The sequence below is a fragment of the Lysobacter changpingensis genome (assembly GCF_017308985.1).
Taxonomy (GTDB): Bacteria; Pseudomonadota; Gammaproteobacteria; order Xanthomonadales; family Xanthomonadaceae; genus Lysobacter_J; species Lysobacter_J changpingensis.
This window is the reverse complement of record NZ_JADWPE010000002.1, coordinates 1,127,585-1,154,138: the sequence shown is the minus strand read 5'-3', so window position 1 is coordinate 1,154,138 and position 26,554 is coordinate 1,127,585. Positions and strand designations below refer to the sequence as shown.

The 26,554-nt window shown below is 67.5% G+C and carries 23 protein-coding genes; 16 read left to right on the top strand and 7 right to left on the bottom strand.

What is annotated here, in order from left to right; translation table 11 throughout:
• Window positions 1–64: 64 nt before the first annotated feature.
• On the bottom strand, window positions 65–751 hold the full coding sequence (locus I4U41_RS06940; protein WP_206860348.1) for a glutathione S-transferase family protein: 687 nt from the start codon (window positions 749–751) through the stop codon (window positions 65–67).
• A gap of 181 nt (window positions 752–932) precedes the next feature.
• On the opposite strand from I4U41_RS06940, the gene I4U41_RS06935 reads away from it, so the two are divergent.
• Window positions 933–1,322 carry a hypothetical protein gene (locus I4U41_RS06935; RefSeq protein ID WP_206860347.1) on the top strand — a complete coding sequence of 130 codons (390 nt, stop codon included), beginning with the start codon at window positions 933–935 and terminating at the stop codon, window positions 1,320–1,322.
• Window positions 1,323–1,727: 405 nt separating this feature from the next.
• On the opposite strand, the gene I4U41_RS06930 is transcribed toward I4U41_RS06935, so the two are convergent.
• Complete coding sequence (locus tag I4U41_RS06930) at window positions 1,728–2,759, bottom strand: NADP-dependent oxidoreductase (protein WP_206860346.1); 1,032 nt, start codon at window positions 2,757–2,759, stop codon at window positions 1,728–1,730.
• A gap of 9 nt (window positions 2,760–2,768) precedes the next feature.
• The gene (locus I4U41_RS06925) at window positions 2,769–3,995 is read right to left on the bottom strand and encodes an MFS transporter (protein WP_206860345.1); all 1,227 of its coding nucleotides are present in this window, start codon (window positions 3,993–3,995) and stop codon (window positions 2,769–2,771) included.
• A gap of 74 nt (window positions 3,996–4,069) precedes the next feature.
• Here I4U41_RS06925 and I4U41_RS06920 point away from each other — a divergent pair, with 74 nt between their 5' ends.
• The 8 genes from I4U41_RS06920 (at window position 4,070) to I4U41_RS06885 (ending at window position 14,765) form a co-directional block, all read left to right on the top strand.
• Window positions 4,070–5,089 (top strand): AraC family transcriptional regulator, encoded by a 1,020-nt coding sequence (locus I4U41_RS06920; protein ID WP_206860344.1) that lies wholly within the window; start codon window positions 4,070–4,072, stop codon window positions 5,087–5,089.
• Window positions 5,090–7,399: 2,310 nt separating this feature from the next.
• Window positions 7,400–8,737: a choice-of-anchor Q domain-containing protein gene (locus I4U41_RS06915; RefSeq protein ID WP_206860343.1), complete on the top strand. Its 1,338-nt coding sequence runs from the start codon at window positions 7,400–7,402 to the stop codon at window positions 8,735–8,737.
• 169 nt (window positions 8,738–8,906) lie between these two features.
• Window positions 8,907–11,009 (top strand): TonB-dependent siderophore receptor, encoded by a 2,103-nt coding sequence (locus I4U41_RS06910; RefSeq protein WP_206860342.1) that lies wholly within the window; start codon window positions 8,907–8,909, stop codon window positions 11,007–11,009.
• A gap of 8 nt (window positions 11,010–11,017) precedes the next feature.
• The gene (locus tag I4U41_RS06905) at window positions 11,018–12,175 is read left to right on the top strand and encodes a PepSY-associated TM helix domain-containing protein (protein ID WP_206860341.1); all 1,158 of its coding nucleotides are present in this window, start codon (window positions 11,018–11,020) and stop codon (window positions 12,173–12,175) included.
• Window positions 12,172–12,360: a hypothetical protein gene (locus I4U41_RS06900; protein ID WP_206860340.1), complete on the top strand. Its 189-nt coding sequence runs from the start codon at window positions 12,172–12,174 to the stop codon at window positions 12,358–12,360. Before I4U41_RS06905 ends, I4U41_RS06900 begins: the two co-directional genes overlap by 4 nt.
• 120 nt (window positions 12,361–12,480) lie before the next feature.
• Complete coding sequence (locus I4U41_RS06895; RefSeq protein WP_242525012.1) at window positions 12,481–12,975, top strand: hypothetical protein; 495 nt, start codon at window positions 12,481–12,483, stop codon at window positions 12,973–12,975.
• On the top strand, window positions 12,975–13,568 hold the full coding sequence (locus I4U41_RS06890) for a TetR/AcrR family transcriptional regulator (protein WP_206860339.1): 594 nt from the start codon (window positions 12,975–12,977) through the stop codon (window positions 13,566–13,568). The genes I4U41_RS06895 and I4U41_RS06890 overlap by 1 nt, the downstream gene beginning before the upstream one ends.
• Before the next feature lie 261 nt (window positions 13,569–13,829).
• Complete coding sequence (locus I4U41_RS06885) at window positions 13,830–14,765, top strand: alpha/beta hydrolase family protein (RefSeq protein ID WP_206860338.1); 936 nt, start codon at window positions 13,830–13,832, stop codon at window positions 14,763–14,765.
• Window positions 14,766–14,958: 193 nt separating this feature from the next.
• On the opposite strand, the gene I4U41_RS06880 is transcribed toward I4U41_RS06885, so the two are convergent.
• The 3 genes from I4U41_RS06880 to I4U41_RS06870 are packed head-to-tail and all read right to left on the bottom strand — an operon-like array spanning window position 14,959 to window position 17,774.
• On the bottom strand, window positions 14,959–15,345 hold the full coding sequence (locus I4U41_RS06880) for an anti-sigma factor antagonist (protein WP_206860337.1): 387 nt from the start codon (window positions 15,343–15,345) through the stop codon (window positions 14,959–14,961).
• Window positions 15,346–15,356: 11 nt separating this feature from the next.
• Window positions 15,357–15,779 carry an ATP-binding protein gene (locus I4U41_RS06875; protein WP_206860336.1) on the bottom strand — a complete coding sequence of 141 codons (423 nt, stop codon included), beginning with the start codon at window positions 15,777–15,779 and terminating at the stop codon, window positions 15,357–15,359.
• A 9-nt stretch (window positions 15,780–15,788) separates the two neighbouring features.
• Window positions 15,789–17,774, bottom strand: coding sequence for a SpoIIE family protein phosphatase (locus I4U41_RS06870; RefSeq protein ID WP_206860335.1), 1,986 nt, complete (start codon window positions 17,772–17,774; stop codon window positions 15,789–15,791).
• A 334-nt stretch (window positions 17,775–18,108) separates the two neighbouring features.
• On the opposite strand from I4U41_RS06870, the gene I4U41_RS06865 reads away from it, so the two are divergent.
• From I4U41_RS06865 to I4U41_RS06835, 7 genes are all read left to right on the top strand, one after another.
• Window positions 18,109–19,209 carry a WD40 repeat domain-containing protein gene (locus tag I4U41_RS06865; protein ID WP_206860334.1) on the top strand — a complete coding sequence of 367 codons (1,101 nt, stop codon included), beginning with the start codon at window positions 18,109–18,111 and terminating at the stop codon, window positions 19,207–19,209.
• 44 nt (window positions 19,210–19,253) lie between these two features.
• Window positions 19,254–20,252, top strand: coding sequence for an alpha/beta fold hydrolase (locus I4U41_RS06860; protein WP_242525011.1), 999 nt, complete (start codon window positions 19,254–19,256; stop codon window positions 20,250–20,252).
• A 76-nt stretch (window positions 20,253–20,328) separates the two neighbouring features.
• Window positions 20,329–20,709, top strand: a complete 381-nt coding sequence (locus I4U41_RS06855) for a VOC family protein (RefSeq protein ID WP_206860333.1) — start codon at window positions 20,329–20,331, stop codon at window positions 20,707–20,709.
• 97 nt (window positions 20,710–20,806) lie between these two features.
• Complete coding sequence (locus I4U41_RS06850; protein WP_206860332.1) at window positions 20,807–21,853, top strand: DUF5694 domain-containing protein; 1,047 nt, start codon at window positions 20,807–20,809, stop codon at window positions 21,851–21,853.
• Window positions 21,854–21,888: 35 nt separating this feature from the next.
• The gene (locus I4U41_RS06845; RefSeq protein ID WP_206860331.1) at window positions 21,889–22,167 is read left to right on the top strand and encodes a hypothetical protein; all 279 of its coding nucleotides are present in this window, start codon (window positions 21,889–21,891) and stop codon (window positions 22,165–22,167) included.
• Window positions 22,168–22,235: 68 nt separating this feature from the next.
• On the top strand, window positions 22,236–22,574 hold the full coding sequence (locus I4U41_RS06840) for a YciI family protein (protein ID WP_206860330.1): 339 nt from the start codon (window positions 22,236–22,238) through the stop codon (window positions 22,572–22,574).
• 635 nt (window positions 22,575–23,209) lie between these two features.
• Window positions 23,210–25,123 carry a peptide-N4-asparagine amidase gene (locus I4U41_RS06835; protein WP_206860329.1) on the top strand — a complete coding sequence of 638 codons (1,914 nt, stop codon included), beginning with the start codon at window positions 23,210–23,212 and terminating at the stop codon, window positions 25,121–25,123.
• A gap of 55 nt (window positions 25,124–25,178) precedes the next feature.
• Here the strand turns inward: I4U41_RS06835 and I4U41_RS06830 are convergent, their stop codons facing one another.
• The gene (locus I4U41_RS06830; protein ID WP_206860328.1) at window positions 25,179–26,546 is read right to left on the bottom strand and encodes a M28 family metallopeptidase; all 1,368 of its coding nucleotides are present in this window, start codon (window positions 26,544–26,546) and stop codon (window positions 25,179–25,181) included.
• Window positions 26,547–26,554: the final 8 nt, after the last annotated feature.

Sequence of the window (26,554 nt, the reverse complement as noted above, 5' to 3'; positions counted from 1 at the left end):
AACAAGCGCACTAAGGTATCACTTGTGCGCATGCAGCCGGGTGAGTGCGATCCGTCCGGAATGCTCATTTCCGGGGCTGCGTGGCGTTGAACACCGCCAGTTGCGCATCGAACGCCCGCCGGTACGCGGGCCGCGCTTCGGCCCGCGCAACGTAGGCGGAAAGCGCCGGGAATTCGCCCAGCATGCCGGAGGGCTTCAACCGGAGCAGCACCGACACCATCATCAGATCGCCGATGGTGAATGCACCATCGAGCCATTCGGCATCGCCCAGGCGGGTGGACAGCGGGACCAATCGCTCGCGGATGCGATCCTGCACCAGCGGAAGACGCTCGCTGCTCCAGGGCTTGTCGCGTTCCAGAATCCGGACGGTCACCAGTTCCAGGATCGGCGGCTCCACCGTGTTGAGCGCGGCGAACATCCAAGCGATCGCACGTGCGCGCGCGTTCGCGTCGTCCGGCAACAGGCCCGCGTGATGCTGTGCGACGTGGAGCACGATCGCGCCGGTTTCGAACAGGACGAGATCGCCTTGCTCGAACGTTGGAATCTGCCCGAACGGATGCAGTGCTAGGTGCGCGGGTTGCTTCATCGCCTCGAACGAAAGCAGGCGCACGTTGTATGGCTGCCCGACTTCCTCCAGCGCCCAGCGCACGCGCATGTCGCGCGACAGTCCCTGCCCACGGTCGGGGGATCGTTCGAAGGCGGTGATGGTGGGAATCGTGGGGGCGCTCGTTCGTTGCGTGCCGCTGTGCATGGCGGGTTTTCCGGTGACGGATCGGGGCGGTTCGTGGATATGACGAACCAGGGGGGTGCGGATCGACATGTTGCGGGAGGGCCACCGCTGCCCATGCCCGGCTGCGGCCGTGTGCAACGGCACCGCATCTGGCCTGTCAGGATGCTAATGTCCGCTGCCAACGCACCTGCAAGGAAGCGCGATGTCGGACGAAGCCGGCGTTCTGTACAAGATCCTGTTGGCGCACACATTCCTGGCAGGAGTGGCCGGCTTCTTCGGCCGGTTGTACATCGGTGGCTACCTGCTTTCCACGGAGTCGACAAGAAGCCCTTCGCCGTGGCGGAGGTTCGGCTACCGGTATCTGGTGTTTGGACTGTACTACCTGGTGTCCTTCCTGTTCTCGCCCGTGTTGATGGCGCCTTTCGCCGATGCCATGCGCGAAGCGAGCCTGGGCGCGAACGTCAAGCCGCTCATCTACTTCGCCGCGTGCCTCCCGATGGCAACAGGTCTCTACTTCCTGGACTGCTGGATCATCGTCCGAAGCGATCCTTTGAAGACCGCCATTCGAACCGGAAGAACCCGGTTCCGTTGATGCGACTCACCGGGTCAGGCTGCACGCGGAATGCTACGGGGCGGCAGTGGAGCGGCCCGCGGCGACCTTCGCACTCAACGCGTGCACGCGTGCATTGAGTTCGCCCGGGATGAGCATTCTCCACGCAGCGCGTTTCCGTCGCGCGGGTCCCGACGCCGTCGAGCCCTCGTACTTCATGCCGATCTCCATGGTGTTTTCGTGTGCGTGCCGATACATGGCAACAGTGCCGGAGAGTAGCCTGCCTGCACGCGCGCGCCTGACCGTTTGCGTAGCGGGTACCCGCAGGAGACATCGGGCGCGACGCTCCCATCGATGCACTGCATCCCATGGCTGCTCGTGCCAGCACTCACGCTGCCCGATCGAAACCATGAGGACGACCGGGTTCCGCACGGCTCGCAACGAGCGCTATTCGTCGGCCACCCGCACCACCACCTTGCCGAAGTTGCGGCCCAGCAGCAGGCCGATCAGCGCGGCGGGCGCCTGTTCCAGCCCATCCACGATGTCCTCCTGCAGCCTGACGCGCCCCTGCGCGATCCATTGGGACATGTCGCGACGGAAGGCGTCGAAGCGGTCCGCGTAGTGGTCGAGGATGATGAAGCCCTGCATGCGCACGCGCCGGGCCAGTATCGTCGCGAGCAGTTGCGTGCGTTTGTCGCTGCCGCGTGCGCCGCCTTCCTCGTTGTAATGCGCGATGAACCCGCACACCGGAACGCGCGCGTGCAGGTTCAGCAACGGCAGCACGGCGTCGAGCACGTCGCCGCCGACGTTCTCGAAATACACATCGATGCCGTCGGGGCAGGCCACGGCGAGGCGTTCCTTCAGTGCGGGCTCGCGATGGTCGAGACATGCGTCGAAGCCCAGCACCTCCACCGCATGCCGGCATTTTTCCGCACCGCCGGCGATGCCGACGACGCGCGCGCCCTTGAGCTTCGCCAACTGCCCGACGACCGAACCCACCGCGCCGGTCGCAGCGGCGACGACCACGGTGTCGCCGGCCTTGGGGTCGCCGATGTCGAGCAGCCCGACATACGCGGTGAAGCCGGGCATGCCCAGTCCGCCGAGTGCGAGCGATGGCCGGGGCAGATCGCCCAACGGCGTGACGTCGGTGCCGTCCGAGACCGCGTAGTCCTGCCAGCCCGCGTTCGACAGCACCGTGTCGCCGGCCTTGAACCGGGGATTGCGCGATTCGACCACGACGCTGACGGTGCCGCCGACCATCACCTGGCCCAGGCGCACGCCCGGCGCATAGCCGGGGCCGGCTTCGTCCATCATTCCACGCATGTAGGGATCGAGCGAAAGGAAGCGCGTGCGCAGCAGCACCTGGCCTTCGGCGGGTTCGGGCGCGGCATGCGTCTCCAGCTGGAAGTCGCGCGTGGTCGGTAGTCCCTGCGGACGCGCGATCAGCGTGATGCGGCGATTGAGGCGTGGTTCGCTCATGGTGGGCCCTCAGTGGCCAGAGACGGTGATCGGAGTGGAACCGCGCGGACCGTAACGCAGCGTCAGCAAGGCGCCGAGCGTCATCGCGACCACCGCGAACAGCGGGCCGCCGAGTGCGCCGACATGATCGACCAGCACGCCGCCGCCGATGGCCCCGGTGGCGATGGCGGTCTGGAACGCCGCGACGAGCAGGCCACTCGCGCCTTCGGCCTGGTCCGGTGCGGCGCGGACGATCCAGATCTGGAACCCGACCGGAAACGCGCCGAACGCGAAGCCCCACAGCACGATGGCCACCGACGCGACGCTGGCCGATTGCCCCGCCAGCAGCAGCGCGCCGGCCAGCGTGGCGATGATGACGCTGCCCAGCACGATCGCGTTGCGCTCGCTGCGGCCCGCGACATGGCCGCCGGCCAGGTTGCCGAAGAATCCGCCGATGCCGTAGCCCAGCAGCACGGCGGAGATCGCGCCGATCGAAAGGTGCGTCACGTTCTCCATCAGCGGACGGATGTAGGTGAAGCCGGCGAAGTGGCCCGAGATCACCAGCAGCACGACGACCAGCGCGGCGCGCACCGGGCCGCGCGCGAACAGTTGGCCGAGCACGCGCAGGTCCGGCTGCGATTTCGGCGGCAGGGCGGGCAGGGTGGCCAGTTGCGCGACGAGCGTGACCACGCCCACCGCGCCGGCCGCGACGAACGCGCTGCGCCACCCCCACGTATCGCCCATCCACGCGCCGATGGGCGCCGCGCACACGGTGGCGACGGAAACACCGGTGAGGATCAGCGACATCGCGCGCGGGAACAGGTCGTCCGGCACGAGGCGCAGCGCGAGCGGCGCGGCCATCGACCAGAACCCGCCCAGCGCGATGCCCAGCAACACGCGGGCGACGAGCAGCGTCGCCAGGTTCGACGCCAACACGGCGATCGCGTTGGACGCCAGCAGCGCGAGGGTGAGCGCGATCATCACGTGGCGGCGATCCATGCGGCGCGTGAGTACCGGGATCGAAGGCGCGGCGATCGCGCCGACCAGCGCCGTCGCGGTCACCGTCTGGCCCGCCGCGCCTTCGCTGATGCGAAGGTCGGCGGCCATCGCGGTGAGCAGGCTCGCGGGCAGGAATTCGGCGGTGACCAGCCCGAACACGCCGAGCGTGAGGGAGGCGATCGCGGGCCAATGCGTGGGTGCGGACTCGGCCGGCGGTGCGGCGTCGTAGTCGCAAACGGAACACTCGGTTGAGGACACGAAGGGCTGCCAATGGGGTGGGGCAGGGCAGGTTAGGCGTACGATGCAGGCGTTTCCATGCCGGAACGGCCGCAATGCATGACCATTCCTCCCGTTTCCTGTCGTCCGTGCAGCCACCGGAACCGGGCGACCTGCTGACCCGCGTGCTGCTCGGCCTGCGCCTGGACGGCGTGGAATACGGTCGCTGCGTGATGCGCGAGCCCTGGGCGATCGCGTTCCCCGCGCAGCACGATGCGCGCTTCCATTTCGTCGCACGCGGTGGCGCATGGTTGTGGATGCCGGCCATCGGGTGGAAGCAGCTGCCTCCGGGCGACGCCGTGCTGCTGCCGCGCGGGAGCTTCCACGTCATGGCGAGTTCGCCGGACGTGCCGGCGGTCGATATCGACCAGCTCTCGCGCGAAGCCGTGTCGGAGAACCTGTACCTCGTGCGCTCCGCGTCGCCCGATGGAACGCAGGCGGCGCAGGCCATATCGAGCGTGATGTTCTGCGGCGCGATGCGTTTCAACCTGGACCCGCTGCATCCGCTGCTGGCGATGATGCCGGAGCTCATGCACGCGGGCGATCTGGTCAAGCGCGATCCGGCGGTGCTCGCCCTGCTCGAGGCGATGGAGCGCGAAGTGTCGCTGGACCGCATCGGCGCCTGCGGCATCCTGGCGCGGCTGGCCGACGTGCTGGCCGCCAGCATCATCCGCGCGTGGGTCGAATGCGGCTGCAGCGATTCCACCGGCTGGATCGCGGCGGTGCAGTGCCCGAAGATCGGCAAGGTCATCGCGGCGATCCATGCCGAACCCGAACGCGACTGGGACGTGCCCGCGCTGGCAAGGCTCATGGGCGCCTCGCGTTCGCGCTTCGCCGAAGCGTTCACGCGCACCGTCGGCGAGAGCCCGGCGCGATATGTCGCAAAGGTGAAGATGTTCCAGGCGCGCCGCTGGATCCAGCAGGAAGGCATGCGCGTGACCGTCGCCGCCGAGCGCCTGGGTTACGACTCCGAAGCCTCCTTCAGCCGCGCCTTCAAGCGAATCATGGGCATACCGCCCAGCGCGGTGCGCGGGCAGGGCGGAAGCGTGGCGAGGGAGGGTGCGGTGCGGGTGTGAGGGAGTTCGTGAGTGGCAGCATCTGGCGATGGCGGACGTGGGACGGGAGCACCGACGCAGGGCGGTGCTAATGTCCGCTTTCGACCCTTAGCGGACGTGCGTACCCATGATGAGGCTCTTAAAGAAGTGGTCTCGCATCGCGTCACTCGTCTCGTCGCTCGCAATCGTATCTGCCTGCGGCCTTGGCGACCTAACGGAGGACAACGTTCGGGCGCTGGCTGATGCAGCTATGGCTGAGCACTGCGCTTCGAACCGCGTGGCGTGCGGGAGCCTCAAATTCACCAGTGCAGAGAGTGATGGAAAGCTCTGGCTTGTGGAGTATGAGTCGCGGACTTATCTGTACGGGGTCATCGTTGACTCGACGGGAACAACTGAGATCACGCGCACCAGTGAAAAGTGAATGTAGCGTTCGATTCCGCACGATCCGCACCCTTTAAGGTCCGCTTCTAGCCGATAGCGGACATGAAGCGGACCAGAAACAGCGGCAGTGCTAATGTCCGCGGTCAGGCCTTGGTATCGCGCTAATTAGAATGAAGGATCGGTTCCTCGTTGTGATCGTTATAGCCATTGGCGCATCGGCCACTGTGCTCGGAATATTCAGTCGGGCAGAGCATCGAGGCGGGGCATACCTACAGGTCGCAAAGTGGATCGCGGGGATTCCGTGGGGCTGGCTGGGGGCGTTGGGAATCGCAGCGATTGCGTTCGTGTTGATCGGCAAGCGCAAACAGGAGTGGTCCTCGGACTGGTGAGAATGTCGGCTTTCGACCCAGACACTCGTGGAATGGGATGGCAAAGGGGGCGGAAATGTTCCACATCTCAGACGTAATCCAAGCAATTGGCTTGTTGCTCTTCGTAATCTTGGTGGGGATCGGGGGAAACTTGGCTCCTCACATGCACTACAAGAGAACAGGCGAGAAGAGCCTGTTTCCCTGGGCAGACCTCAACACAAAGGAATGGTCCATCGCATTGGCCTTCTTCGGGGCTGGAGCGACATTCGCCTTCCTTGGAATCTGCTTCGGGTAACGAGTACGTTTGACGCAGTAGCCGTCGCCGCGATCAAGGTCGGATCGTCGGCACGAGAGCATTGGCCGGCTCAGCTTGAATGTCTGCTTCTGGCCGATAGCGGTCACTCGGCCAGGCGAGCAAGTAGGGGCGGTGCTAGCGTCGCCGGAAACCAAGATGAGGCTGTCGGAAGCAATGAGAACCAACGTCACCGCATTGATTGCACTTCTGGCAATCGTGGCCACAGACTCGATCGCCGGGGAGCGAAAGACTGAGATTGCTCAGGCGGTTGCGCATGCAACAACCATCTCGCTCTTGTCGCTTGAGCCCGGGGAGAACGGGAGACGAGACTCGGAGGGAGAGTGTGCTGGTGATTGCTACTTCGGGTGGCCGGTTCTTGGGCAAGCGATGGTCTCGCCTGACGCTGCGAGCTCTGTGCGGAAAGCGCTGTCTGCCTGGGTCGATGCACCTGAGCCGGACGCAGTCGCGCTGTGCTTCAACCCGCGCCATGGAGTCCGACTGCAGGCCGACGGTCACACCTATGACTTTGTGGTGTGTTTCGAGTGCGCGCAGACCCAGGTGTTCAGGGACTCAGACCCTGAACCTATCGGAACACTCTTCTACGCTGGCAACCAAGCCACTTGGGACATTTTGCTTTCCGCAGCCGGAGTGCCACTGGCCGCTCAGGAAGACTCTGATGATAGCTAGCAGGAGAGTCGGCCTCGTTTCCCGTGAAGGCAGTCAGCATCGAATGAAAGAACGTCCGCTGATGGCCGGTAGCGGACATTAGGTCCCCCCGCAACCTCCACCTGGCGATCCCCAGCGCCGCTTGTATCGGTGTGCTGCCTGCCGCGCGCCAAGGATCCGAATTTCTTCTTCCGCTTTCGCGCGTGGTTGGCGGGGCCGGCTGGAAGACGAGCCCTGGCGTGCTGAGCTTGGTCCCGATCGACTATCTGACGCCGGTGCTCGTCGTCGCGCCACTGGTCGGATCGACCCAGCAGTCTGTCGCGCAGTGTGCAGTGCACGTGCTCATCATGTTCGTGAAGCAGGAGCGCGCACTGGTTCGTGCGCCGAGGCCGATCGGGCTCCCAGGACGTGTCGTCGCTGGCGAGATCTCTGCGATCGAAGAACCGCTTGTCGGAAAAGCACGCGCATTGCATGCGCCACCATGGCTGACTGCGCGACCGCCGCGGCGATGCGCTCGCGGCTTCACCACGGCACCGGATTCGATGGCAATACTTCCGTCCGCGGTTCGCTGCAATGGAAGCGGGCTCGACCGCACACATCGCATTTCGAAGGAGTGCGCTCATGTCCCGTCCCGCTTCCACTTCGATCGTCGCGTTCGCCGCAGCACTGGCTGGCGGCGCGCTGGTTCCCGTTGAGGATGCGCGTGCGGCCACGCGCGTGGTCACCAACTGCAACGACAGCGGCGCGGGAAGTCTCCGCAACGCGATCTCCATCGCCCAGAGCGGCGACAACATCGACCTGATCGGCTTGCGCTGCGACCGCATCGTCCTCACGTCGGGAGAACTGGTCGTTCCGCAGGGCTCGCTGACGCTGCTGGGTCGCAGCCGCCACGCGCTCACGATCGATGCGAACGCGAAGGGCCGCGCGATCCGCCACATCGGCACGGGCACGTTGCGCGTGTACCGGCTGAGCGTGGCCAATGGGCGCTTGACCACCACCTACGCCGATGGCGGATGCATCAAATCCTCGGGCACGGTGGAGGTGATCAGCTCCTCGGTCCACCATTGCCAGGCCATCCCTGGCGCCGGCGCGGAACCCTCGAGCGCGGGCGGCGCCATCATCGGGGAGAGCGTGCTGCTCGCGCACAGCCAGGCATACGCGAACCTCGCGGACCGCGGCTGGGGCGGGGCCGTGCACGCGTGGTTTCGCCTGACGCTGTACCACAGCCAGGTCGTGGGCAACGCGGCGACCTTGGGAGGTGGCGGCATTTCCGGCAGCAAGGTAGCGGTCACCTACTCGCAGATCCGCAACAACGTCGCCTCGACCGGGGGCGGCATCGTGCTCTTTCCCAGCGGCCTGCCGGGCCTGGGCCTGCTGTTGAACAAAAGCACCCTGGCCGGCAATCGCGCCATCGACGGCGGTGGCGGCATCTCGCTGCGCGGCCCCGTCAACAACGCGGAGATCGTCGACAGCACCCTCTCAGGCAACATCGCGTACTACCACAGCGTCGGCTCGCTGCCGGCGAACACGCGCATCCACAACAGCACCATCACCCTCAACGATGAACGCGACGGCGGTTGCAACGGCGCCGTCGAGGGCACAACCGGCCTGCACCTGGAAAGCACGGTCGTCGCCGGCAACCTGTGCAGCGCGGGACCAGGCATCGACATCTTCCCGCTGCTCGACGGCGAGGCAGTGACCGGAAGCCACAACCTGGTGGGACGTTCGCGCGCGCCACTTCCGGCAGACACCATCATCACCGAGGAGCCGCTGCTGTTACCGCTCGCCAGCAACGGCGGGCCGACGCCGACGCACCTGCCGGAGCGCAACAGCCCGTTGCTCGAGCGCGGGAACAACGCACTGGGCCTGCAGTACGACCAGCGTGGGCCGGGCTTCCCGCGAACGCATGGCGCGTTCACCGACATCGGCGCCATCGACCTGCCCACCCCGAACCCGTAGCCGATCGCGTCGCAATCGCAAGCGCATTCGTGCCGGCCGAATGCGCTGCGTAGGCCGCCACGCGGTGTCGTCGGCTGCATACGCCGCGCTTGCTTTTGAGAATCATTTGCGTTTGACGTGAGCGATTCCCATAATGCGGGGTCTCGAAGTTCGCCTGGGGAAGCGACCGATGACCCGTTCCACCCGCTCCACGCAGCACCGCGCCGCCTTGATGCTGGCTCTGCTGGCGCCCACCGTGCTGGCTTCGGCCATCGCGCAGGCGCAATCGACCGACGACGCCTATGCACTGGACAGCGTCACTGTCGTCGCCGAGCGCGCCAGCACCGCCACCAAGACCGACACGCCGCTGATGGAAACGCCGCAGGCGATCAGCGTGGTGACCTCGGCGTTGTTCACCGATCGCGGTGCGCGCAACCTGCAGGAGACGCTCCGCTACAGCGCCGGCGTCACCGCCGACGCGTGGGGCCTGGACACGCGTGGCGACGCCAGCACGATCCGCGGCCTCGATCCCGTGCAGTACGTCGACGGCATGCGCAAGCTGTTCAACTTCAGTCCGGCGGCGCGGCCGGAGGTGTACGGGCTGGAGCGCGTGGAAGTGCTGCGCGGCCCTTCCTCGATGCTCTACGGGGCCGGTGCCGCCGGCGGCATCATCAATGCGATCAGCAAGCGCCCGGGTTTCCAGGACGGCGGCGAAATCGGCCTGCAGGTCGGCAACTTCGATCGCAGGCAGCTGCAGGGCGACGTCACCGGCCAGCTCGGCGATTCCGGCAACCTCGCCGGTCGCCTGGTCGGCGTGGTGCGCGATTCGGGCATGCAGACCGACGAGATCGACGACGACCGCGTCTACATCGCGCCGTCGATCACCTGGCGCGGCGAGCGCAGCAACCTCACCGTGCTGGCGAGCTACCAGCGCGACAGGACCGCGTCGAGCCAGCAGTTCCTGCCTGTCGCCGCGACGCTGCACGCGCCGCCGGGGCGCCGGCTGGACCCGTCGACCTTCCTGGGCGACAAGGGCTTCGACAAGCTCGACGCACGCGTCGCCAGCGCGACGGTGCTGTTCGACCACGCGTTCAACGATGTGGTGACGTGGCGCTCGAACCTGCGCTACATCGATTCGAAGACCGACTTCCGCGAGATCTTCCCGGACACGTACAGCAATCCGGAAGATCCCTTCATCGACGAGGACGACCGCGTGGTCAACCGCCTGACCTATGGCGTGAAGCCCGACGATCGCATCCTCACCGCGGACAACTCGCTGCAGTTCGACTTCGCCACCGGTGCGTTCCGGCACCTGCTGCTGGCGGGCGTGGACTACACCGACTTCCGCGAGGAATCCACCACGTTCTCGGGCACGACCACGCCTATCGACATCTACGATCCGGTGTCGAGCGGCGTCGCCATTCCCGAGTACGTCGCACTGCCCGACCAGCGCAGCACGCAGACCGGCGTCTACGTGCAGGACCAGATCCGCTGGGCCGACCGCGTCACCCTGGTGCTGGGCGCGCGGCGCGACCGCGTCGTTTCCGAAACGCAGGGCCAGTCCGACCAGACCGACAACGAAACCACGTACCGCGTTGGTCTGATCGGCGACGTCGGCGCGAACGTGTCGCCGTACGTCAGCTACACCGAGTCGTTCCTGCCGATCCTCGGCCAGGACCTGTACGGCAACGCCTTCGTGCCGATGCGAGGCCACCAGGTCGAGACCGGCGTGAAGTGGCAGCCCACGCGCAATGCGATGTTCAGCGCCGCGTTCTACCGGATCACCGACACCAACCGGCAGACCAACGATCCCGAGAACGTGCTCAACGTGGTGCAGACCGGCGAGATCGAGTCCGAAGGCTACGAGCTGGAAGGCATCTACGCCTTCGACAACGACTTCACCATCACCGCCAGCTACAGCCACAACGATGCCGAGGTGACGCGCAGCAACATCGCTTGGGAAGTCGGCAAGCCGCTCAACGACACGCCGCAGGACCTGGCGTCGGTATGGCTGGCCAAGGGCTTCCAGGTGGGCGACGACATGCGCCTGCGCGCAGGTCTTGGCGGCCGGTACGTGGGTTCGACGGTGTCGGCCGGCGAGTTCACGTCGATCCGCACGCCCAGCTACACGCTGGCCGACGCGATGCTGGAACTGCAGATGCCGCAATGGGTGTTCTCGCTCAACGTGACCAATCTGTTCGACAAGGAGTACTTCGCGCCCTGCCGCTACTTCGGCGACTGCTTCAGCGGCAACACGCGCACCGTCGTCGGCACGGTCACCTGGCGCTTCTGAGGCGACGCATGCAGCGAAGCACGCTCAAGGCCTGGTTCCTGGTCCACAAGTGGACCAGCCTGATGTGCACGACGTTCCTGCTGTTGCTGTGCCTGACGGGGTTGCCGCTGGTGTTCTGGGAGGAGATCAGCCACCTCACCGGCGCCGCTCCCGAAGTCGCGCCCGTGCCGGCCGGCGCGCAACCGGCCAACCTCGACGCGCTGGTGGCGAAGGCGCTGGCGAAGTACCCGGGCGACGTGCCGCTGTTCTTCGGCTGGGACGACCATTCGCCGAGCGTCTACGTGAACACCGGCGCGCGGCCCGACACGCCGCCGCCGGAAATGCACACGGCCGTGCTGCACCAGTACACGGGCGAGGTGCTGCCGGCGGCGCAGTTCAACGAAGGCGTGATGTATTTCCTGTACCGCCTGCACACCGACGTTTTCGTCGGGCTGCCGGGCATGCTGTTCCTCGGCGTCATGGCGCTGCTGTTCGCCGTCGCCATCGTGTCGGGGTTGGTGCTGTACGGTCCCTTCATGCGCAAGTTGCCATTCGGCACGCTGCGCGCCGGACGCAGCCGACGACTCGCCTGGCTGGACCTGCACAACGTGCTGGGCGTGGTCACGCTGGGCTGGGCCTTCGTGGTCGGCATCACCGGCGCGATCAACACGCTCGCGCAGCCACTGGAGTCGGCGTGGCAGGCCGAACAGCTCGGCGAATTCGCCCGGCAATACGAAGGCCGGCCACGCCCGGCGCAGCTGACCCCGCTGGACGCCGCCGTCGCCGCAGCGCGCAAGGTCGAACCCGGCATGACGCCCGCGTTCGTGAGTTTCCCTGGCACCGGCTACAGCGGCGATCATCACTACGGTGTGTTCATGCATGGCAACACGCCACTGACCGAACGCCTGTACCGCCCGGTCCTGATCGATGCCGAAACCGGCGCGGTGACGGCGCGACCACAGCTGCCCGGCTACATGACCACGCTGCTGCTCTCGCAGCCGCTGCACTTCGGCGATTACGGCGGCATGCCGCTGAAGATCCTGTGGGCGTTGCTCGACCTGCTCACCATCGCCGTGCTCGTGTCGGGCCTGGTCCTGTGGTTCAAGCGCGGCAGCACCGAAGCGCGCGTGTCCGAGATCGAGCGCGCCGGCCTGGACGCCAACGGTCGCAACGGAGCGACGGCATGAGCGGCGTCCCTGGCGCGCCGCGCAATCCCTTCGTCGCGCCATTCCTGATCGCGCTCGCCAGCCTCGTCGGGCTGGTCAGCGCACTGATCGGCGACGGCGTGTTCGACGCGGTGTCGTGGGTGGTGTTCGCCACGCTCATCGCGCTGGCCTTGCGCGCATGGTGGCGGCGCGACCGCGGGCGTTGAAGTCGGTTTGGCGGGGGGTTTCGTCCGGCAGGGGGGGCATTCCGCCGCTCGTCGAACCGAGGCGTTGACAGCCTACCTACTGGTAGGTAGTGTTCGCCGCACCCCACCAGGAACGACCCCATGAGCATTTCGCCTCTCGGCTGGTTGCACACGCTCGGCAGCCTCCCGGCCATTCCGCTGGCCGCGCACATGCTGTTCCGGCACGGACGCATCACCCCGCACTCCCGGGCGGGTCGCGCGTACTTCTGGTTCATGCTGCTGGGCGTGCTCACGGTCTACCCGATCGCCCATCAGCCCGTCAGCTCGATCATCGCCACCGTCACGCTGGTGGCGTTGCTGGTCGGGTTCGGCATCTCGAAATGGCCGACGGCGATGCGATCGGTCCGTTACGTCGAAACCATCGCGCTGAGCCTCAGCGTCTTCCTGCTGATGGTGCCCACGGTGAGCGAGACCCTGCGGCGGCTGCCGGCCGGCAACCCGCTGGTCACCGACATGAAGGATCCGCTGCTGCTGGGCGCGCAGGGTGTGTTGCTGCTGGCGCTGATCGTGGGTATTCCCTTGCAGCTGCGCGCGCTGAAGCGGCAGCCACTGGTGTTGAACAAGGCAGGAAGTTGATGTCCCGCGCGACCTCGCAGTATTCCCCGAAGGCGCTGGAGATCATCCAGCGCACGAACGAGCTCATCGCCGTCGGCGGCTACAACGGTTTCAGCTACGCGGACATCGCCGAACTCGTCGAGGTGCGGAAGGCGAGCATCCACCATCACTTCCCCAGCAAGGCGGAGCTGGTGAAGGCGACCGTCGTGCTGCATCGCGATGCGATGCGGCGCGGCCTGCAATCGCTCGATCAGGCGAGCCCCGGACCGTTCGAGCGGCTCGTCGCCTACAGCCGGGTCTGGGCGGAATGCATCGAGCGTTCGAGTCCGCCGATCTGCATCTGCGCGCTGCTGGCGGCGGAACTGCCGACCGTTCCCGCCGAAGTCGCCACCGAGGTGAGGGCGCATTTCGACGACCTCCAGGCCTGGATCGCGGCTACCCTCGAAGAGGGCGTCGCCAAGGGCGAAATGCGCCTGACCGATTCCCCTCCGGCCGAAGCCGCCACGTACATGGCGTCGATCCACGGCGCGATGCTCGCCGCGCGCGCAGCGGGGGACGCGTCGATGTTCTGGCAGATCGCCAAGCTCGCCACCGAGCGATTGAAGGCGGCGTAAGCGCTCGTCGCGCGCGCCACGGAGGGCGTTTCCGATCGAAGCGGGCATGCGTGGCCGCGTCACGCATGGGTCATTGGATGGGTGTCACGCGCGGCGTTGTCTGGTATTCGTGCGAGCCGCGCACTCCTTCCCGGTGACGGCCCCATGCGACGGATCCTCTCCGCACTCCTCACGACACTGCTGCTCCTCGCGCTGCATCCAGCGTCGGCGCAGGAATCCTCCTCCTGCGCCGGAGCGGTATGCGCGCAGGAGGTGACGTTCATGAACGGCGAGGTGCGTCTTGCGGGCACGCTGTACCGGCCGAAGAGCGGCAAGATCGTCTCCGCACTGGTCGCGGCGCACGGCGCATCGGGTGGCGAACGATCCAGCGCGATTTTCCGGCACCTGCATGAAGGCCTGCCGGGCATTGGCGTCGCGGTGCTGGTGTTCGATCGTCGTGGCGCGGGCCGTTCGAGTGGCGAGTTGAAGAATTCCGACTACACGGTGCTCGCGGACGATGCCATTGCCGCGCGGAAGTTCATCGCCTCGCAGCCGGATCTTCGTGGCGTTTCCGTCGGCTACTGGGGCTACAGCCAGGGCGGATGGATCGCGACGCTCGCCGGTTCGCGCGATCCGCAGGCCGGCTTCGTCGTCTCCGTGTCGGCGCCGCTGGTGACCGCCGACGTGCAAATGATCGAAGCCACCCGCAACATCCTGCGCATCCACGGCGTGAGCGAGGCGGACATCGCCATCGCGACCGAAGCGCGCGAAGCCGTCGACGCGCACATCCGCGGGCAGATGGCACCGGAACCCGCGCAGGCGAAGCACGACCGCGCGAAATCCAAACCGTGGTTTCCGCTGATCTACATGGGCGGCACGCTGGGCGATCCGAAGACGTCGCGCTGGCTGAAGGAGATATCGAACGACCCGCTCGATGCGTTGACGAAGGTGCGGGCGCCGGCCTTGCTGGTGTTCGGCCGGAAGGACGTCTGGATTCCGGTGCAGATTTCGGTCGATCGCGCCAGCGCGCTGGGCAGGGAGAACGTGAGCGTGGTGGCGATCGATGGCGCGGATCACGCGATGATGAAGTCGATGTCGCCGATGCAGCAGATCGATCCGAAGTTGAGCAGGCAATACCAGCCGGAGGCTGCGGAGTACTTCTTCGCGCTGGCGGGGTGGCTTGCGCAGAACGGGTTTGCGAGGGTGCCGGCGGGTTGAAACAAGCGCGGCCCGTGTCATCGCGGTTGCGATGCGATCGGGGTTCGCTTGGCGGTGTCGCGTCGGACCCCGATGCGCTTCGCTTACCCGGGCTACACGAGCAGAAGCAGCATCGCGGTTCGCGGGCGTCGCCCCTGTAGCCCGGGCAAGGCCGAAGGCCGCACCCGGGTGGTGCGCGCCGCTGTCGCATCGCTCAGAACGAATCCTCCCGCTGCTCCAGCACGCGCTTCTGCATCGCGTCCAGGTATTCGTCGGCCTCGGCGACGGATGAGAAGATCGACGACAGCGGCACGGCCTTGACGATGTCGAAGACCTTCTGGATCTGCGGCTGCAGGTGCGTCACCAGCACCTTGCCGCCGCGTCCCTCGATCGCCTTGCGCGCCTTGAACACCGAGCGGATGCCGGCCGAGCTGATGTAGTCCAGGTGTTCCAGGTCGAACACCATCGCGTTCACGTCGCCGGCCAGCACCGGTGCGATCTGCCGGTCCAGTTCCTCGTAGGTGTGCGTGTCCAGCCGCCCGGACAGCGTCACCAGGCAGGTGTGGGCCTTGGGTTCTTCGATCTTGATGTGCAGGTCCACGGGGCGTCCTCTCAGTTCGGAAGTTGCGTCGCGCCACGCACGGTGACGCGCAACACGTTGTAGGGTTCTTCGCGCGTGTAGCTCAGGTTCTCGGCGAGTTCGCGCACCAGGTGCAGGCCGAGCCCGCCCACGCCGCGTTCGTCGATGTCGGCGTCGAGTTCCGGCGGCGCCACCGTGAGCGGATCGAACGCACGACCGCAATCGCGGAACTCGATCTGCAGGTGTTCGCCGCGCGAGGTGATGTCGACGATGATCTCGGTCTGCGCGTCGCAGCCGCCGTGTTCGATCGCATTGGCGACGATCTCCTCGGCGATCAGCCGCACGTCGTCGCGCACTTCGCGCGCCACCGCGTTGGTGTCGAGCACGGCGTCGACCGCCGCGGTGAGATCGCGCAAACGCACGAGTTCGTTGGGAACGGTGATCCGGATCTGCATGGCAGGTCCTCAACAGGGTTGGAGTTCGGGAAGCGGGTCCATGCTGACGGCGAGCACGGTGATGTCGTCCGATTGCGGCGCCTGCATCGCGAATCCCGCGACCGCCGCGAGCACGCGTTCGCACAGCACCGTCGCGTCGCCGTCGGTGGCGGCGGCCTGCAACAGGCGGTGTTCGCCGAACGCTTCGTTGCTTGCATCGAAGGCTTCGGTGATGCCGTCGGTGTAGGCCAGCAACGCCTCGCCCGGCTCCAGACGGCCGCGCCATTGCGCGTACGCCTCGGCGACTTCGAAGCCGAGCGGCGGGCCGGATTCCAGCGGCAACGGCACGACGCTGCGATCCGCGCGGCGCAGCACGGGCGCGTCGTGGCCGGCGCTGGCGACGGCGAGCTCGCCGTTGGCGATGTCCACCGTCCCGCACAGCACCGTGGCGAACATGCAGGTCTCGTTGTTCTGCGCGAGCATCTGCGCCGATTCCTTCAATGCCTGCGCGGGCGTGGCGCCGTCGCGATGGATCGCCGCTTCCAGCACCGCCAGGCTGCGCGCCATGAACAGCGCGGCGGGAATGCCCTTGTCGGACACGTCGCCGATCGCGAACCACAGCCGGCCGTCGCGCAGGAAGAAGTTGAAGAAATCGCCGCCGACCGCCTTCGCCGGTTCCAGCGCGGCAAAGGTCTTCAGGTTGCGCGAGCCGTGCCGCAGCGACGGCGCGGTCGGCAGCATCGAACGCTGGATGTCGCGCGCGATCGACAGTTCGCTGTCGAGCTTCTGCCGCGCCGCGGCCATGCGGTCGATCTGCGCCATCTGCGACTGGATCGATTCGCCGGCACGTTCCAACGCATGCGAAAGCACGTCGACTTCATCGCCGCGTGGTGACTTGGGGATCGACGAATCGAATTCGCCCGAAGCGAAACGTCGCGCCACGTCGGTCAACGACACCAGCGGATCGGTGATGCGCCGGCTCAGGCGGATCACCACCAGTGCCAGCGCGAGCATCGTCAGCAGGCCGCCCGCCAGCAGCATGCGGAAGCGTTCGCCGAGCTGTTCGATCACCGTGGCATCGGACACCCACAGCTGCACGCTCCAGCCGCCATCGGCCGGCACCAGCGCAAGATGGCCGCCGTCGCCGGACCGCGCCGCCGCCGCGCTGAGGTATTCGCGGCGCGCGCGATGCGCCTGTTCGATGGCGAGCAGATCGGGACGATCGAACGTCGCGACCTGTTGCGCGATGTCGTGCTTCAACGCCACGCCGGGCGTCGGATCCACCGCCACCCGCCCTTGCGGCGTGTACAGCGTGGCCTGCACGCCGGGCAGGTCGTTCATCGGCGCGAGCAGATCCGACAGGGTTTCCATCGGCACGTCCAGGCTGACCATGCCGACCGTGCGCTGGCGATACGGATCGCGCAGCGGCAGGTTCAGCGTGGTCATCCAGCGACCGCCGGCGGATTCGTTGAGGTAGGGCTCCGACCACCAGGCTTCGCCGCCGCGCACGGTGCGCAGGTACCAGTCCTTGCTGAAGACGTCGTAGCCGGTCGCGAGCATGTCGCGATCGGCGACGCCGGCCGACGGCAATCCTGCGTGGTATGCCAGCGGCTGGCCGTCCGGCAGCACGCCCGGTTGCAGCGCGACGAGGCCGCCGATCGCGCGGCGATCGGTGTCGACCAGCGTCTGCAACATGCGGATCACGCCCGCGCGATCCATCGAAGTGTCCATCGCCATCGCGGCGATGCCTTCGGCGGTGAGGTTGAGCGAACGCGCGGCGGCGTCGAACCGGTCGGCGGTGCGGATCGCATCGAAGCGCACGCGCTGCGCGGCGTTGTCGATCAGCTGCTGGCGGCCGATCCAGTACGCCGCGATCAGGATCAGCGCGATCAGACCCAGCGACAGCGCGCCGAACCACAGCACCAGCCGCGTGCGGAGGCTGCGCTGCCACGGCACCGCAGCATGCGCGTGACCGGCGCGACCCTCCCACAGGTCGTTCATGGTGGTCAACGACATGGGTCGCGACATGCAGACTCATCCGGCCTTCCCCGCGGCAGAATCGGCCGCGTCCGCGCCGCGTGTCAAGAACGTGCGCGAGCTTGCCCTGATCGCGTCTTCGCGGCGGATCGCGAGCGTAACGACGCGACCGGGACGACGCCGGACATTCTGTGATGCGAGTCACTTGCCATGGGCATCCGTTGAGTGATTTGGGATCACGCACGGCCGAAATGCCGGAACATCCCTCCACGCCGTACGGCCGGTAGCGAAGGCGCGGGCTTGGTAGCATCGGCGGACGCCGGCATCGCGCCGGCCGCATTCCTTCGCCGCACGCGCGATTCGGAGCGATCACATGGATGGCAGATCGGCATGGAAGTGGATCGCCGCGCTCGCCTGCGCGGCCTTCGTGCCCGTCGGCGGTGGCCTCGCTTACCGCGGCGCGCCGCCCGGCGAGGTGTTCCTGGAGAACTTCGTCGACCTCAATCGCGGCATGGACGACGATGCGACGGCGGTCGCGTACGACCCGCGTTCGAAGGTCCTCGCCATCGGACGCGACAGCGGCCGGCTGGAGATCTGGGACACGCGCAGGATCGATTCGCGCATGTCGCGCGAGGCGCACACCGTCCGCATCGACCACGTTGCGATCGGCAGCGAGGACGGCATCGTGCTGACCACGTCGGCCGGGACGACGGCGATGGGCCTGGATCCGAAGGGCATGCCGAAGGTGTGGGACGCGCGCAGCGGCGAACTGCTCGCCTCGTTGCCGGGCGAATGGCACGGCGGCCCCGTGAGCGCCGCGCCGGTCAAGGGCTATTACCTGATCGCCAGCGCCGACGAGCTTCGCCTGTACGACCACGCGCGTCGCGCGGTGGTGGGCGAGGCGGTGGATTTCGATGGATCGGTGACGGCGCTGGGCTCGGATCGGGCCTCGGGCCTGATCGCCGCCGGCAGCAGCAGCGGCGAACTCAGGCTGCTGCGGCTGGACACCGCCGGCGTCGTCCCGCGCCTGCGCGTCGTACGCAGCACTACGACGCACGGCCTGGAGTCGCGCACCGACGTGCTCGCGACGATGCTGCGCGACGAAGGCCGGCGTCTGGTCACGGTGCACTGGCTGCCGAGCCGCACGCGCAGGGAAACACCGCCCAGCGTCACCGGAAAACAGGCCGAAATCGTCGAATGGAACACGCAGACGTGGCGGCGCGAGCGCACCTTTCCGCTGACCCTGGAAGCGGTGCACCGGGCGTCGTACACGCCCGGCGAGCCGTGGCTCGTGCTGGCCGGGAACCTGTCCAGGCGCGGGAAGATCGAACTCATCGATCTCCAGGGCGGCGAAGCCTGGCGCTACAAGGCGAACACCACCCATCCCGTCGCCGTCCTGCTGCCGCCGATGCGTGCCGGGCTGATCCTGCAGCACGGCGGCGCCACGAGGATCCGTTACCTGGACCCGCACTAGCGATCTTGCCGATCGTCGTCGCCACCCCACGCCGGAGAATGCCCATGCCGTCGATGTGCCGCAGTCTGGTGCTCGTTTCCCTCATCGCCGGCGCCCCGCTGCACGCGGCAACGCCGGCTCCGCAGCAGACGCCCGACACCTACGCGCAGCCCGGCGAACGCGTGACCATCGCGCCCGGCCGCGCGCTCAATCTGCGCTGCAGCGGCAAGGGACCGCGCACGGTGCTGCTGGAAGCGGGCGGCAATGCGGATTCGACGGTGTGGTTCCGCGTGCAGCCGCTGCTGGCGAAACATGCGCGGGTCTGCGCCTACGATCGCGCCGGTTACGGCTTCAGCGACGAAGGCCCGCTGCCGCGCAGCGTGCAGGCCGATGCGGACGACCTGCACGCGCTGGCGACGAAGGCGAAGTTGCGCGGGCCGCTGGTGCTGGTCGGCCACTCGCTCGGCAGCAACATCGTGCGTCGCTACGCGCAGCAGCATCCGGACGACGTCGCCGCGCTGGTGCTGGTCGATCCGCCGGAGCAGGGCGCGCAGCTCCCCGAACAGTGGAAACGCGATGGCGAAGCCGCACGCGTGCAGCGCAACGCCTTCCTCGACGCTTGCGCGAGGGCGGCCGAAGCCGGCACGCTGGATGCGGCCGACGGCCCGCTGAAAGCCTGCCTGCGCGCGCCGCCGCCGTGGCAGAGCGCCGCCGTCGCCACGGCGTCGCGCGCGAACAAGCTCAAGCCGGCGTACTGGCGCACGCTGCGTTCCGAACTCGACGGAAACACGGCGGTGTTCGCCGAACCGGTGCCGTCGAACGAAACCTACGGCTCGATTCCCGTCGTCGTGTTGACCGCGCCGCAGGACTTCCCCGGCGTACCGGACGACGTGCGCAAGGCGATGCAGGCCGCACGCGAGCAGACCCAGTCGCGCCTGGCCGCATCGTCCACGCGCGCCAGGCGCGTCGCCGTGGCGGAGACCTCGCACGACATCGGACTCGACCAGCCGCGGGCGGTGGCGGATGCGGTGCTTGAAGCGCTTTCCGGTTCCCTTGGCGATTGATGCGCCGGCCCAGACGCGGTTGCAGTATCCGGGTTCGATGGCTACGGTCGCTTCCCCCACTTCATCGAACATCACCATGCTCCATCACCTCTCCATCGGCGTTCGCGATCTCGACCTCGCCGGGCGCTTCTACGACGCGGCACTCGGCGCACTGGGTTACCGCCGCGTGTTCGAGGACGACACCGCGATCGGCTACGGCGTCATCGACGACGAGGACCTGCTCTGCCTGAAACTGCGCGATGACGCGCAGCCCCCCGGTGCCGGATTCCACATCGCGTTCAGCGCGTCGTCGAGGGCGGCGGTCGATGCGTTCCATGCCGCCGCGCTGAAGATCGGTGGCCTCGACCACGGCGTGCCCGGCCTGCGTCCGGATTACGGCGATCACTACTACGCCGCCTTCCTGGTCGATCCGGACGGTCACCGCATCGAGGCGGTCATCAACGCGCCGGCGTCCTGACGCCGCGAGCGCGCGCATGTCGAAAGTCACGCGCGCCGCCGCGCATGGCCTTGCAAGAATGTGCGCGCGCCGTGCCGGCGCCGGACGGGAATCGTGCATGAGCATGAAAGGAATGCGGTGGCTGTGGACCTGCGCGCTGGCGCTGCCGTTCGCGACGCAGGCACAGGTCGACCTGGCCTCGCTGGACCGCGCGGCGACCGGCCCGCGTGCGCAGGTGCTGGTGCTGGGGAGCGTGCATCTGGGCGAACTGCCCGAGGGGCTTCGCGAGGAAACGCTGGCGCCGGTGATCGAACGCCTTGCTGCGTTCAAGCCGGACATCATCACCATCGAACAGCTGCCCGGCGAGGAATGTGCGCGTTATGCCGAGCTGTACGGTCCGCGGTTCTGCCCGCGCACCGACGATGCCAGGCAGGCCACCAGTCTGGATGTCGTCGCCGCGGGCGCGCAGATCGAAACGACGCTGAAGAACTGGGCCGCGCAGCCGTCGCCCGCGCAGCGCAGGCATCTGGCGGCGCTGTTCCTCGCGGCCGGCGATCCTGCCTCCGCGTACGTGCAATGGCTGCAACTGCCCGCCGCCGAACGTCGCGCGGGCAACGGCCTGGACGATGCGCTCGTATCCAGGCTCGCGGGTATCGCCGCGAGCAACAGCGAGAGCTACCGGATCGCCGCGCGGCTGGCGGCACGACTCGGTCTGCAACGCCTGTATCCGGTGGACAACCACACCGGCGACAACGTGCAGGTCGACGACGGCCAAGCGTTCGGCAAGGCGCTGCAGGACGCGTGGAACGCGTCCGGGACGTCGATGGCCGAGCGCCAAGCGCAGGAGAAGGCGCTCATCGAACGCGGCGACATGCTCGCGCTGTATCGGTACATCAACACGCCCGAAAGCATGCGCGTGAACGCCGAACACAACATCGTCGGCCCGATGCGGGCAGCCGCGCCGGAGCGCTACCCGCAGATGTGGGTCGCCGGATGGGAGACGCGCAACCTGCGCATGGTCGCCAACATCCGCGAGGCGTTCCGCGAACGACCGGGCGCGCGCGTGCTTTCCATCGTGGGCGTCGCGCACAAGCCGTGGTTCGACGGATGGCTCGGCCAGTTGCAGGGCGTGGACATCGTCGATGCGCAGCAGGTATTGAAGTGATCGCGCACGACGACCGTTCCGCAGGGAACAGCGCGATGACGGCTCGCACCTTCCTGGTTCCCAACGCGGTCCTGCTTGGCGCGATGGGCGTGGCGTTCATCGCGACGGGCGTGCTCATCGTGTTTCCGGGCAACCTGCTCGTGTGGCAGGTCTCGGCGTGGACGCTCGTGGCGGCGCTCCTCGCGCTGCTGGGCCTGGTCGTGGCGTCCGGCTACGCGCTCGCCACGTCCCGTGTCGCGCGGACCTGGCAGCGCATCGCCACCTTCACGACGGGCTTGGCCACGCTGGCGGTCGTTGCGATCGGATCGTTGTAGCGTTCCGGTCGTGCACGGGATCTGCGTTCGACTCACCGGGGTGACTTGCGAAGCGAAGGAGAGCTGCGATGGCGCGATACCTGATTTCGTTCGACGACGGTTGGATGCGGTTGTCCGGGGAAGACCTGCGTATTGCGGGCGAGACATCCCGCGCGGTGGTGCGCGAGGCGAAGGCCGCTGGCGCGTGGATCTTCGGCGCCGGCATCGAGCGCCAGCGGGCGAGCGTCGTCGCACCCGACGGCTCGGTCGCCGACGGTCCATACCCGGAAACCAAGGCCGTGATCGGCGGCTTCTCGATCATCGAAGTGCCCTCGCGCGAGGACGCGTTGATGTGGGCGGCACGGATCGCCGCCGCGTGCCGCTGCGCGCAGGAGGTGCGCGAGATCATGTACGACCCGGAATCCTGATCGATTCAGCCTTCACGCGGCCGTCTCGCGCGCCGCGTCGATGCGTCATCGCGCATCGATGCAGCCAACGCGACCTGAAGCTCCCTGAGCGATCTGAATACGTCGCACGCGCGCTGCAAGGCAGTGGCGCGTGCCTCCAGCGCGCGCCGCGTGAACGCCGCAACGCTCGTCTTATGCGCCGAAGAGTCTTGTCTTCGGTCGAGAACCGTGACGCAAGGACGGGTTTAAGCGTTGTCGCAGGCGGGTGAGCCTTCATCGAAAGCGCCGGTGCTAGGCTCCGCGCCGCGACGGGTCGACTTTCATTGGAGGAAACGTCATGCGTTCCAGGCCTTCGCCTCGCGATAGCGGCACGGCCCCCGACCTGTCGCGCGATCGCATCTGTACCGTCCCTCGCTGACGTAATCCGGATCCGTCGTGTCGATCGGCACGTCGTGCGCACCGCACGACGGCATGGCGACGCCATGCCCGTGCAACGCGTGCCGAACGCGGCGGAGCGGATCGCGAAGCGCCTCATCGATGTAGACCATCGGGCGGACTTCCGCCGCTTCGCCGAGCGCCCTGCCTGTCGGCGAAGGAACGCTTCCATTCCGTTGCCAGGCTCCGCGCGGCAGGGCGCGACCTTCGAGGTAACAGGCATGAAGAACCCATCAGGTACAGGACGCAGTCTCGCGGTCGTCGGGCTGCTCGCCACGATCGTCATGGGCGTGTACGCGGCGCAGGGCCCGCGTTCGCCAGAAGCCGTGCAGCGGACCGCATCGACCGGCTGGCTCCGGACGGCCGCGTCGTCACCGGACGTCAACGCGCCACGCACGACTTCATCGGCGGCCAGCGCGGGCGATGTCGTCTCGCCCGGCCCGCAGGTGCCGCGACCCGCCGGCACGCCGTGCGAGGTCGAACTGTTCCACGACGTGGAGATGATCTCGATCGGCATCGCCTGGTTCGACGGCGAGGGCGTGTTTCCGTACGCGCCGCCCGCCGCATGCCCGGGGCCGTGGGCGAAGGTGGTGCTGAAGATGACGCTGCGTAGCGACAGCACCAACTCCTACCTCGACGGCTTCATGTACGCGAGCCTGTGGCTGGACGGCGTGCCGCTCTACAGCGGCGGCGCGCAGGACAACCTCGGGCCGACGCGCTGGGACATCGAGCGCGACGTGACCGACTACACCGCGCACCTCAAGGCGCCGCGCGACGGCACGCTCCGCATCGACGGCACGCCGCGCTACGGGCCGAACTTCTCTTCGCCGTACTACGTGTCGGCGACGATGCAGTTCTATCCGGCGACCGCGGCGAATCCCGCGCCGCGCGTGCCGGACGAAGTCCACGATCTCACCGGCTGGGGCGAGGGCGGGCCGGAAGTCGTGCTGCCGCGCAATGTCGAGCGCGCGTACCTCGACGTCATGGTGCATCAGAACCACGGCAACGACCTGTTCTGGTTCACCTGCATGCCCGATGCGGCGATGACGCAGTTCCCGGAACTGGCGAACCGCCTCGCCATCGGGCCGAACCGCTTCGGCCTGGAAGGCGAGCCGCCGCCGCAGGGCTGCCGCGGTGGTGCGTTCCGCGAGGTGCAGGTCACCCTCGATGGGCAGGCCGCCGGTGTCGTGCCGGTGTTCCCGCGCGTGTATCCGTACTTCAACGTGTACTGGGACACGACACGCCTGAAGCGGCCTGCGCCGTCGCCGCAGGCGCTCAACCTCATGCCGTATCGCGTGGACCTGACCCCGTTCGCCGGTGTGTTGAGCGACGGCGCGAGCCATCTCATCGGCCTCGAGGTGGCCGGCATGCGCGAGCGTTACGACATGGCCACGATGGGCGCGCTGCTGATCTATCGCGACCCCGACACCGCGCAGGTCACCGGCCAGGTCACGCGCAACACACTCGCGGGCCAGCCGCCGGCGCCGACCGTCACCAGCACGCTCGCGCGCAACGCCGCGGGCGAGGTGAGTGGTGAAGTGCGGACCACGTCGGTGCGCAGTTACGCGATCGAGGGCTATATCGACACCGCGCGCGGACGCGTCCGCAGCACCGTCGAACGGAACGTACGCTTCGAGAACGTGCTGTCGCCTTACTCGTTCGATCCGCCCGGCCTCGACGACGACGCGTATCGCCTCGCGGTGGACCACCAGAACACGGTGAACGGCGTCAGCCGACGTTATCTCGCTGGCCGGCTGATCGCGGAGGACCGCGAAGTCACGCGCTATCCGCTGATGCTCGCCTATGCGTTCCGTTCGGCCGACCTGCAACAGCGCTTCGTGCAGCAGACCGAACGCTGGCGTCCCGCCATCGGCCGCCACATCACCCGGTTGAACCACGAAGCCGGCCTGACGTTCGCGGTGGACGAGGCGCACCAGCCGACGCTGTGGCAGGGCCAGCACAGCCATGGCTTCCGCGACTCGCAGGGAAGCTGCTGGCGTACCGACCTGGCGACGCAGGACGGCGTGGTCACCAGCACGCTCACGGGCGTGAACTGCCCGGGCGGAATCAACCGGCTGTTCTGGGCGTCGCATCCGGACGGCTCACCCGATTCGCTCGGATGGGCGGAACGCTGACGCCGGCTTCAAACGACGCAGCAGGGCGTGCTCCCTGCTGCGTCATCGCATCCCATCAATATCCGCCGAAGCTGCCCGCCGGGCCCGGGAACACCACCGGGCTCTCGGTGCCGTCCTTCGCCACGGCGGCCACGCCGAAGAAGTAATTGTCGATCACCGTGTTCTCCAGCGTGAATTCGGTGACGTCGCCCACCCAGCGGCTGTGCGTCCACCGCGGTTCGGTGGTGAGGCGCCAGTACACCTTGTAGCCGGCGAGGTTCGGCGCCTGGGCGGCGGTCGGGCGCGTCCACTTGAGCGTGGTGTCGGCGCTCACGGCGCCATCGATGCCGACCTTCGCCGGCGGCGGCGGCGCGAGCGCCATGCCGGCCAGGCTCACCGCGTTGAGCGCGGTGAGCTTGGCGGCATAGGCGAAATCCACGCCTTCGATGGTGTCGCCGTAGACGCGTCCGTTCTCGGTGCGCAGGTCCTGGTGCTGGCGGTCGTAGTGCTCGTTCGTCTCCATCACGCGCACGGCGGGATAGCCGAGGTCGTTGAACGGCCGGTGATGTCCGCCACGCCCGAAGCGATCGAGGCGGTACACCATCATCACGTCGAGGTTGGGCACGTAATCGGCCATGACGTCGATGTAGCGCGCGAGGTTGCGCGTGGGTGAATCGACCTCGCCGCCGGTGAAGCGGCGCTGGCGTGCCTCTTCGGCGCTCTCGTTCGCGCGCGTGCCTTCGGCGAACACGCGCGCGGTGGTGTTGTCGACCACGCCGTTGATGCCGGCGCTGTTGCCGATCATGTCGTTGTTGAGCACGGCTTCGATGCGCCAGCCGTCCTTCTTCGCTTCTTCGGCGAGGAACTTGCCGCCGAACAGGCCCTGTTCCTCGCCGGCGAGCGCGGCGTACACGATCGAACCGGGGAACTTGTATTTGCTGAGCACGCGCGCGGCTTCGAGCGTGCCGGCGATGCCGGACGCGTTGTCGTTCGCGCCGGGCGAATCGGCGGTGGCGTTCATCACGTCGCTCACGCGCGAATCGATGTCGCCGCTCATGATCACGTAGCGGTTCGGGTCGGCGGTGCCGCGCTGGATCGCGATCACGCTGACCACTTCGGTCGCCTGCGGAATGCGCGGCTCGCCCTGCACGGTGCCCTTCACGTAACGGATGTCCAGGCAGCCGCCGCACTCGCGCGAGATGCGTTCGAACTCGTCGTGGATCCAGCGCGTCGCCGCACCGATGCCGCGCTTCGGGTCGGTCTGGCTCGACAGCGTGTGCCGCGTGCCGAACGACACGAGCTTGCGTACGTCCTTCTCGATGCGCGCGGCCGAAGGCGCGGTGCCGATGTCGTGGAGTACGGGCGCTTCCGCCGGCGGCGGGGCATCGAGGGCGAAGGCCGGGCCGGCGGCCAGGCAGGCAAGGGCAAGCAGGGTGTGGCGCATGGGAGCCT

Coding starts and splice junctions, on each gene's coding strand:
- I4U41_RS06890 (WP_206860339.1), top strand. CDS start 12,975: ATGTCCCGCGCGACCTCGCAGTATTCCCCGAAGGCGCTGGAGATCATC.
- I4U41_RS06895 (WP_242525012.1), top strand. CDS start 12,481: ATGAGCATTTCGCCTCTCGGCTGGTTGCACACGCTCGGCAGCCTCCCG.
- I4U41_RS06930 (WP_206860346.1), bottom strand. CDS start 2,759: ATGAGCGAACCACGCCTCAATCGCCGCATCACGCTGATCGCGCGTCCG.
- I4U41_RS06870 (WP_206860335.1), bottom strand. CDS start 17,774: ATGTCGTTGACCACCATGAACGACCTGTGGGAGGGTCGCGCCGGTCAC.
- I4U41_RS06845 (WP_206860331.1), top strand. CDS start 21,889: ATGACGGCTCGCACCTTCCTGGTTCCCAACGCGGTCCTGCTTGGCGCG.
- I4U41_RS06910 (WP_206860342.1), top strand. CDS start 8,907: ATGACCCGTTCCACCCGCTCCACGCAGCACCGCGCCGCCTTGATGCTG.
- I4U41_RS06935 (WP_206860347.1), top strand. CDS start 933: ATGTCGGACGAAGCCGGCGTTCTGTACAAGATCCTGTTGGCGCACACA.
- I4U41_RS06835 (WP_206860329.1), top strand. CDS start 23,210: ATGAAGAACCCATCAGGTACAGGACGCAGTCTCGCGGTCGTCGGGCTG.
- I4U41_RS06915 (WP_206860343.1), top strand. CDS start 7,400: ATGTCCCGTCCCGCTTCCACTTCGATCGTCGCGTTCGCCGCAGCACTG.
- I4U41_RS06920 (WP_206860344.1), top strand. CDS start 4,070: ATGCATGACCATTCCTCCCGTTTCCTGTCGTCCGTGCAGCCACCGGAA.
- I4U41_RS06860 (WP_242525011.1), top strand. CDS start 19,254: ATGCCGTCGATGTGCCGCAGTCTGGTGCTCGTTTCCCTCATCGCCGGC.
- I4U41_RS06865 (WP_206860334.1), top strand. CDS start 18,109: ATGGATGGCAGATCGGCATGGAAGTGGATCGCCGCGCTCGCCTGCGCG.
- I4U41_RS06905 (WP_206860341.1), top strand. CDS start 11,018: ATGCAGCGAAGCACGCTCAAGGCCTGGTTCCTGGTCCACAAGTGGACC.
- I4U41_RS06885 (WP_206860338.1), top strand. CDS start 13,830: ATGAACGGCGAGGTGCGTCTTGCGGGCACGCTGTACCGGCCGAAGAGC.
- I4U41_RS06855 (WP_206860333.1), top strand. CDS start 20,329: ATGCTCCATCACCTCTCCATCGGCGTTCGCGATCTCGACCTCGCCGGG.
- I4U41_RS06850 (WP_206860332.1), top strand. CDS start 20,807: ATGAGCATGAAAGGAATGCGGTGGCTGTGGACCTGCGCGCTGGCGCTG.
- I4U41_RS06900 (WP_206860340.1), top strand. CDS start 12,172: ATGAGCGGCGTCCCTGGCGCGCCGCGCAATCCCTTCGTCGCGCCATTC.
- I4U41_RS06840 (WP_206860330.1), top strand. CDS start 22,236: ATGGCGCGATACCTGATTTCGTTCGACGACGGTTGGATGCGGTTGTCC.
- I4U41_RS06830 (WP_206860328.1), bottom strand. CDS start 26,546: ATGCGCCACACCCTGCTTGCCCTTGCCTGCCTGGCCGCCGGCCCGGCC.
- I4U41_RS06875 (WP_206860336.1), bottom strand. CDS start 15,779: ATGCAGATCCGGATCACCGTTCCCAACGAACTCGTGCGTTTGCGCGAT.
- I4U41_RS06940 (WP_206860348.1), bottom strand. CDS start 751: ATGCACAGCGGCACGCAACGAACGAGCGCCCCCACGATTCCCACCATC.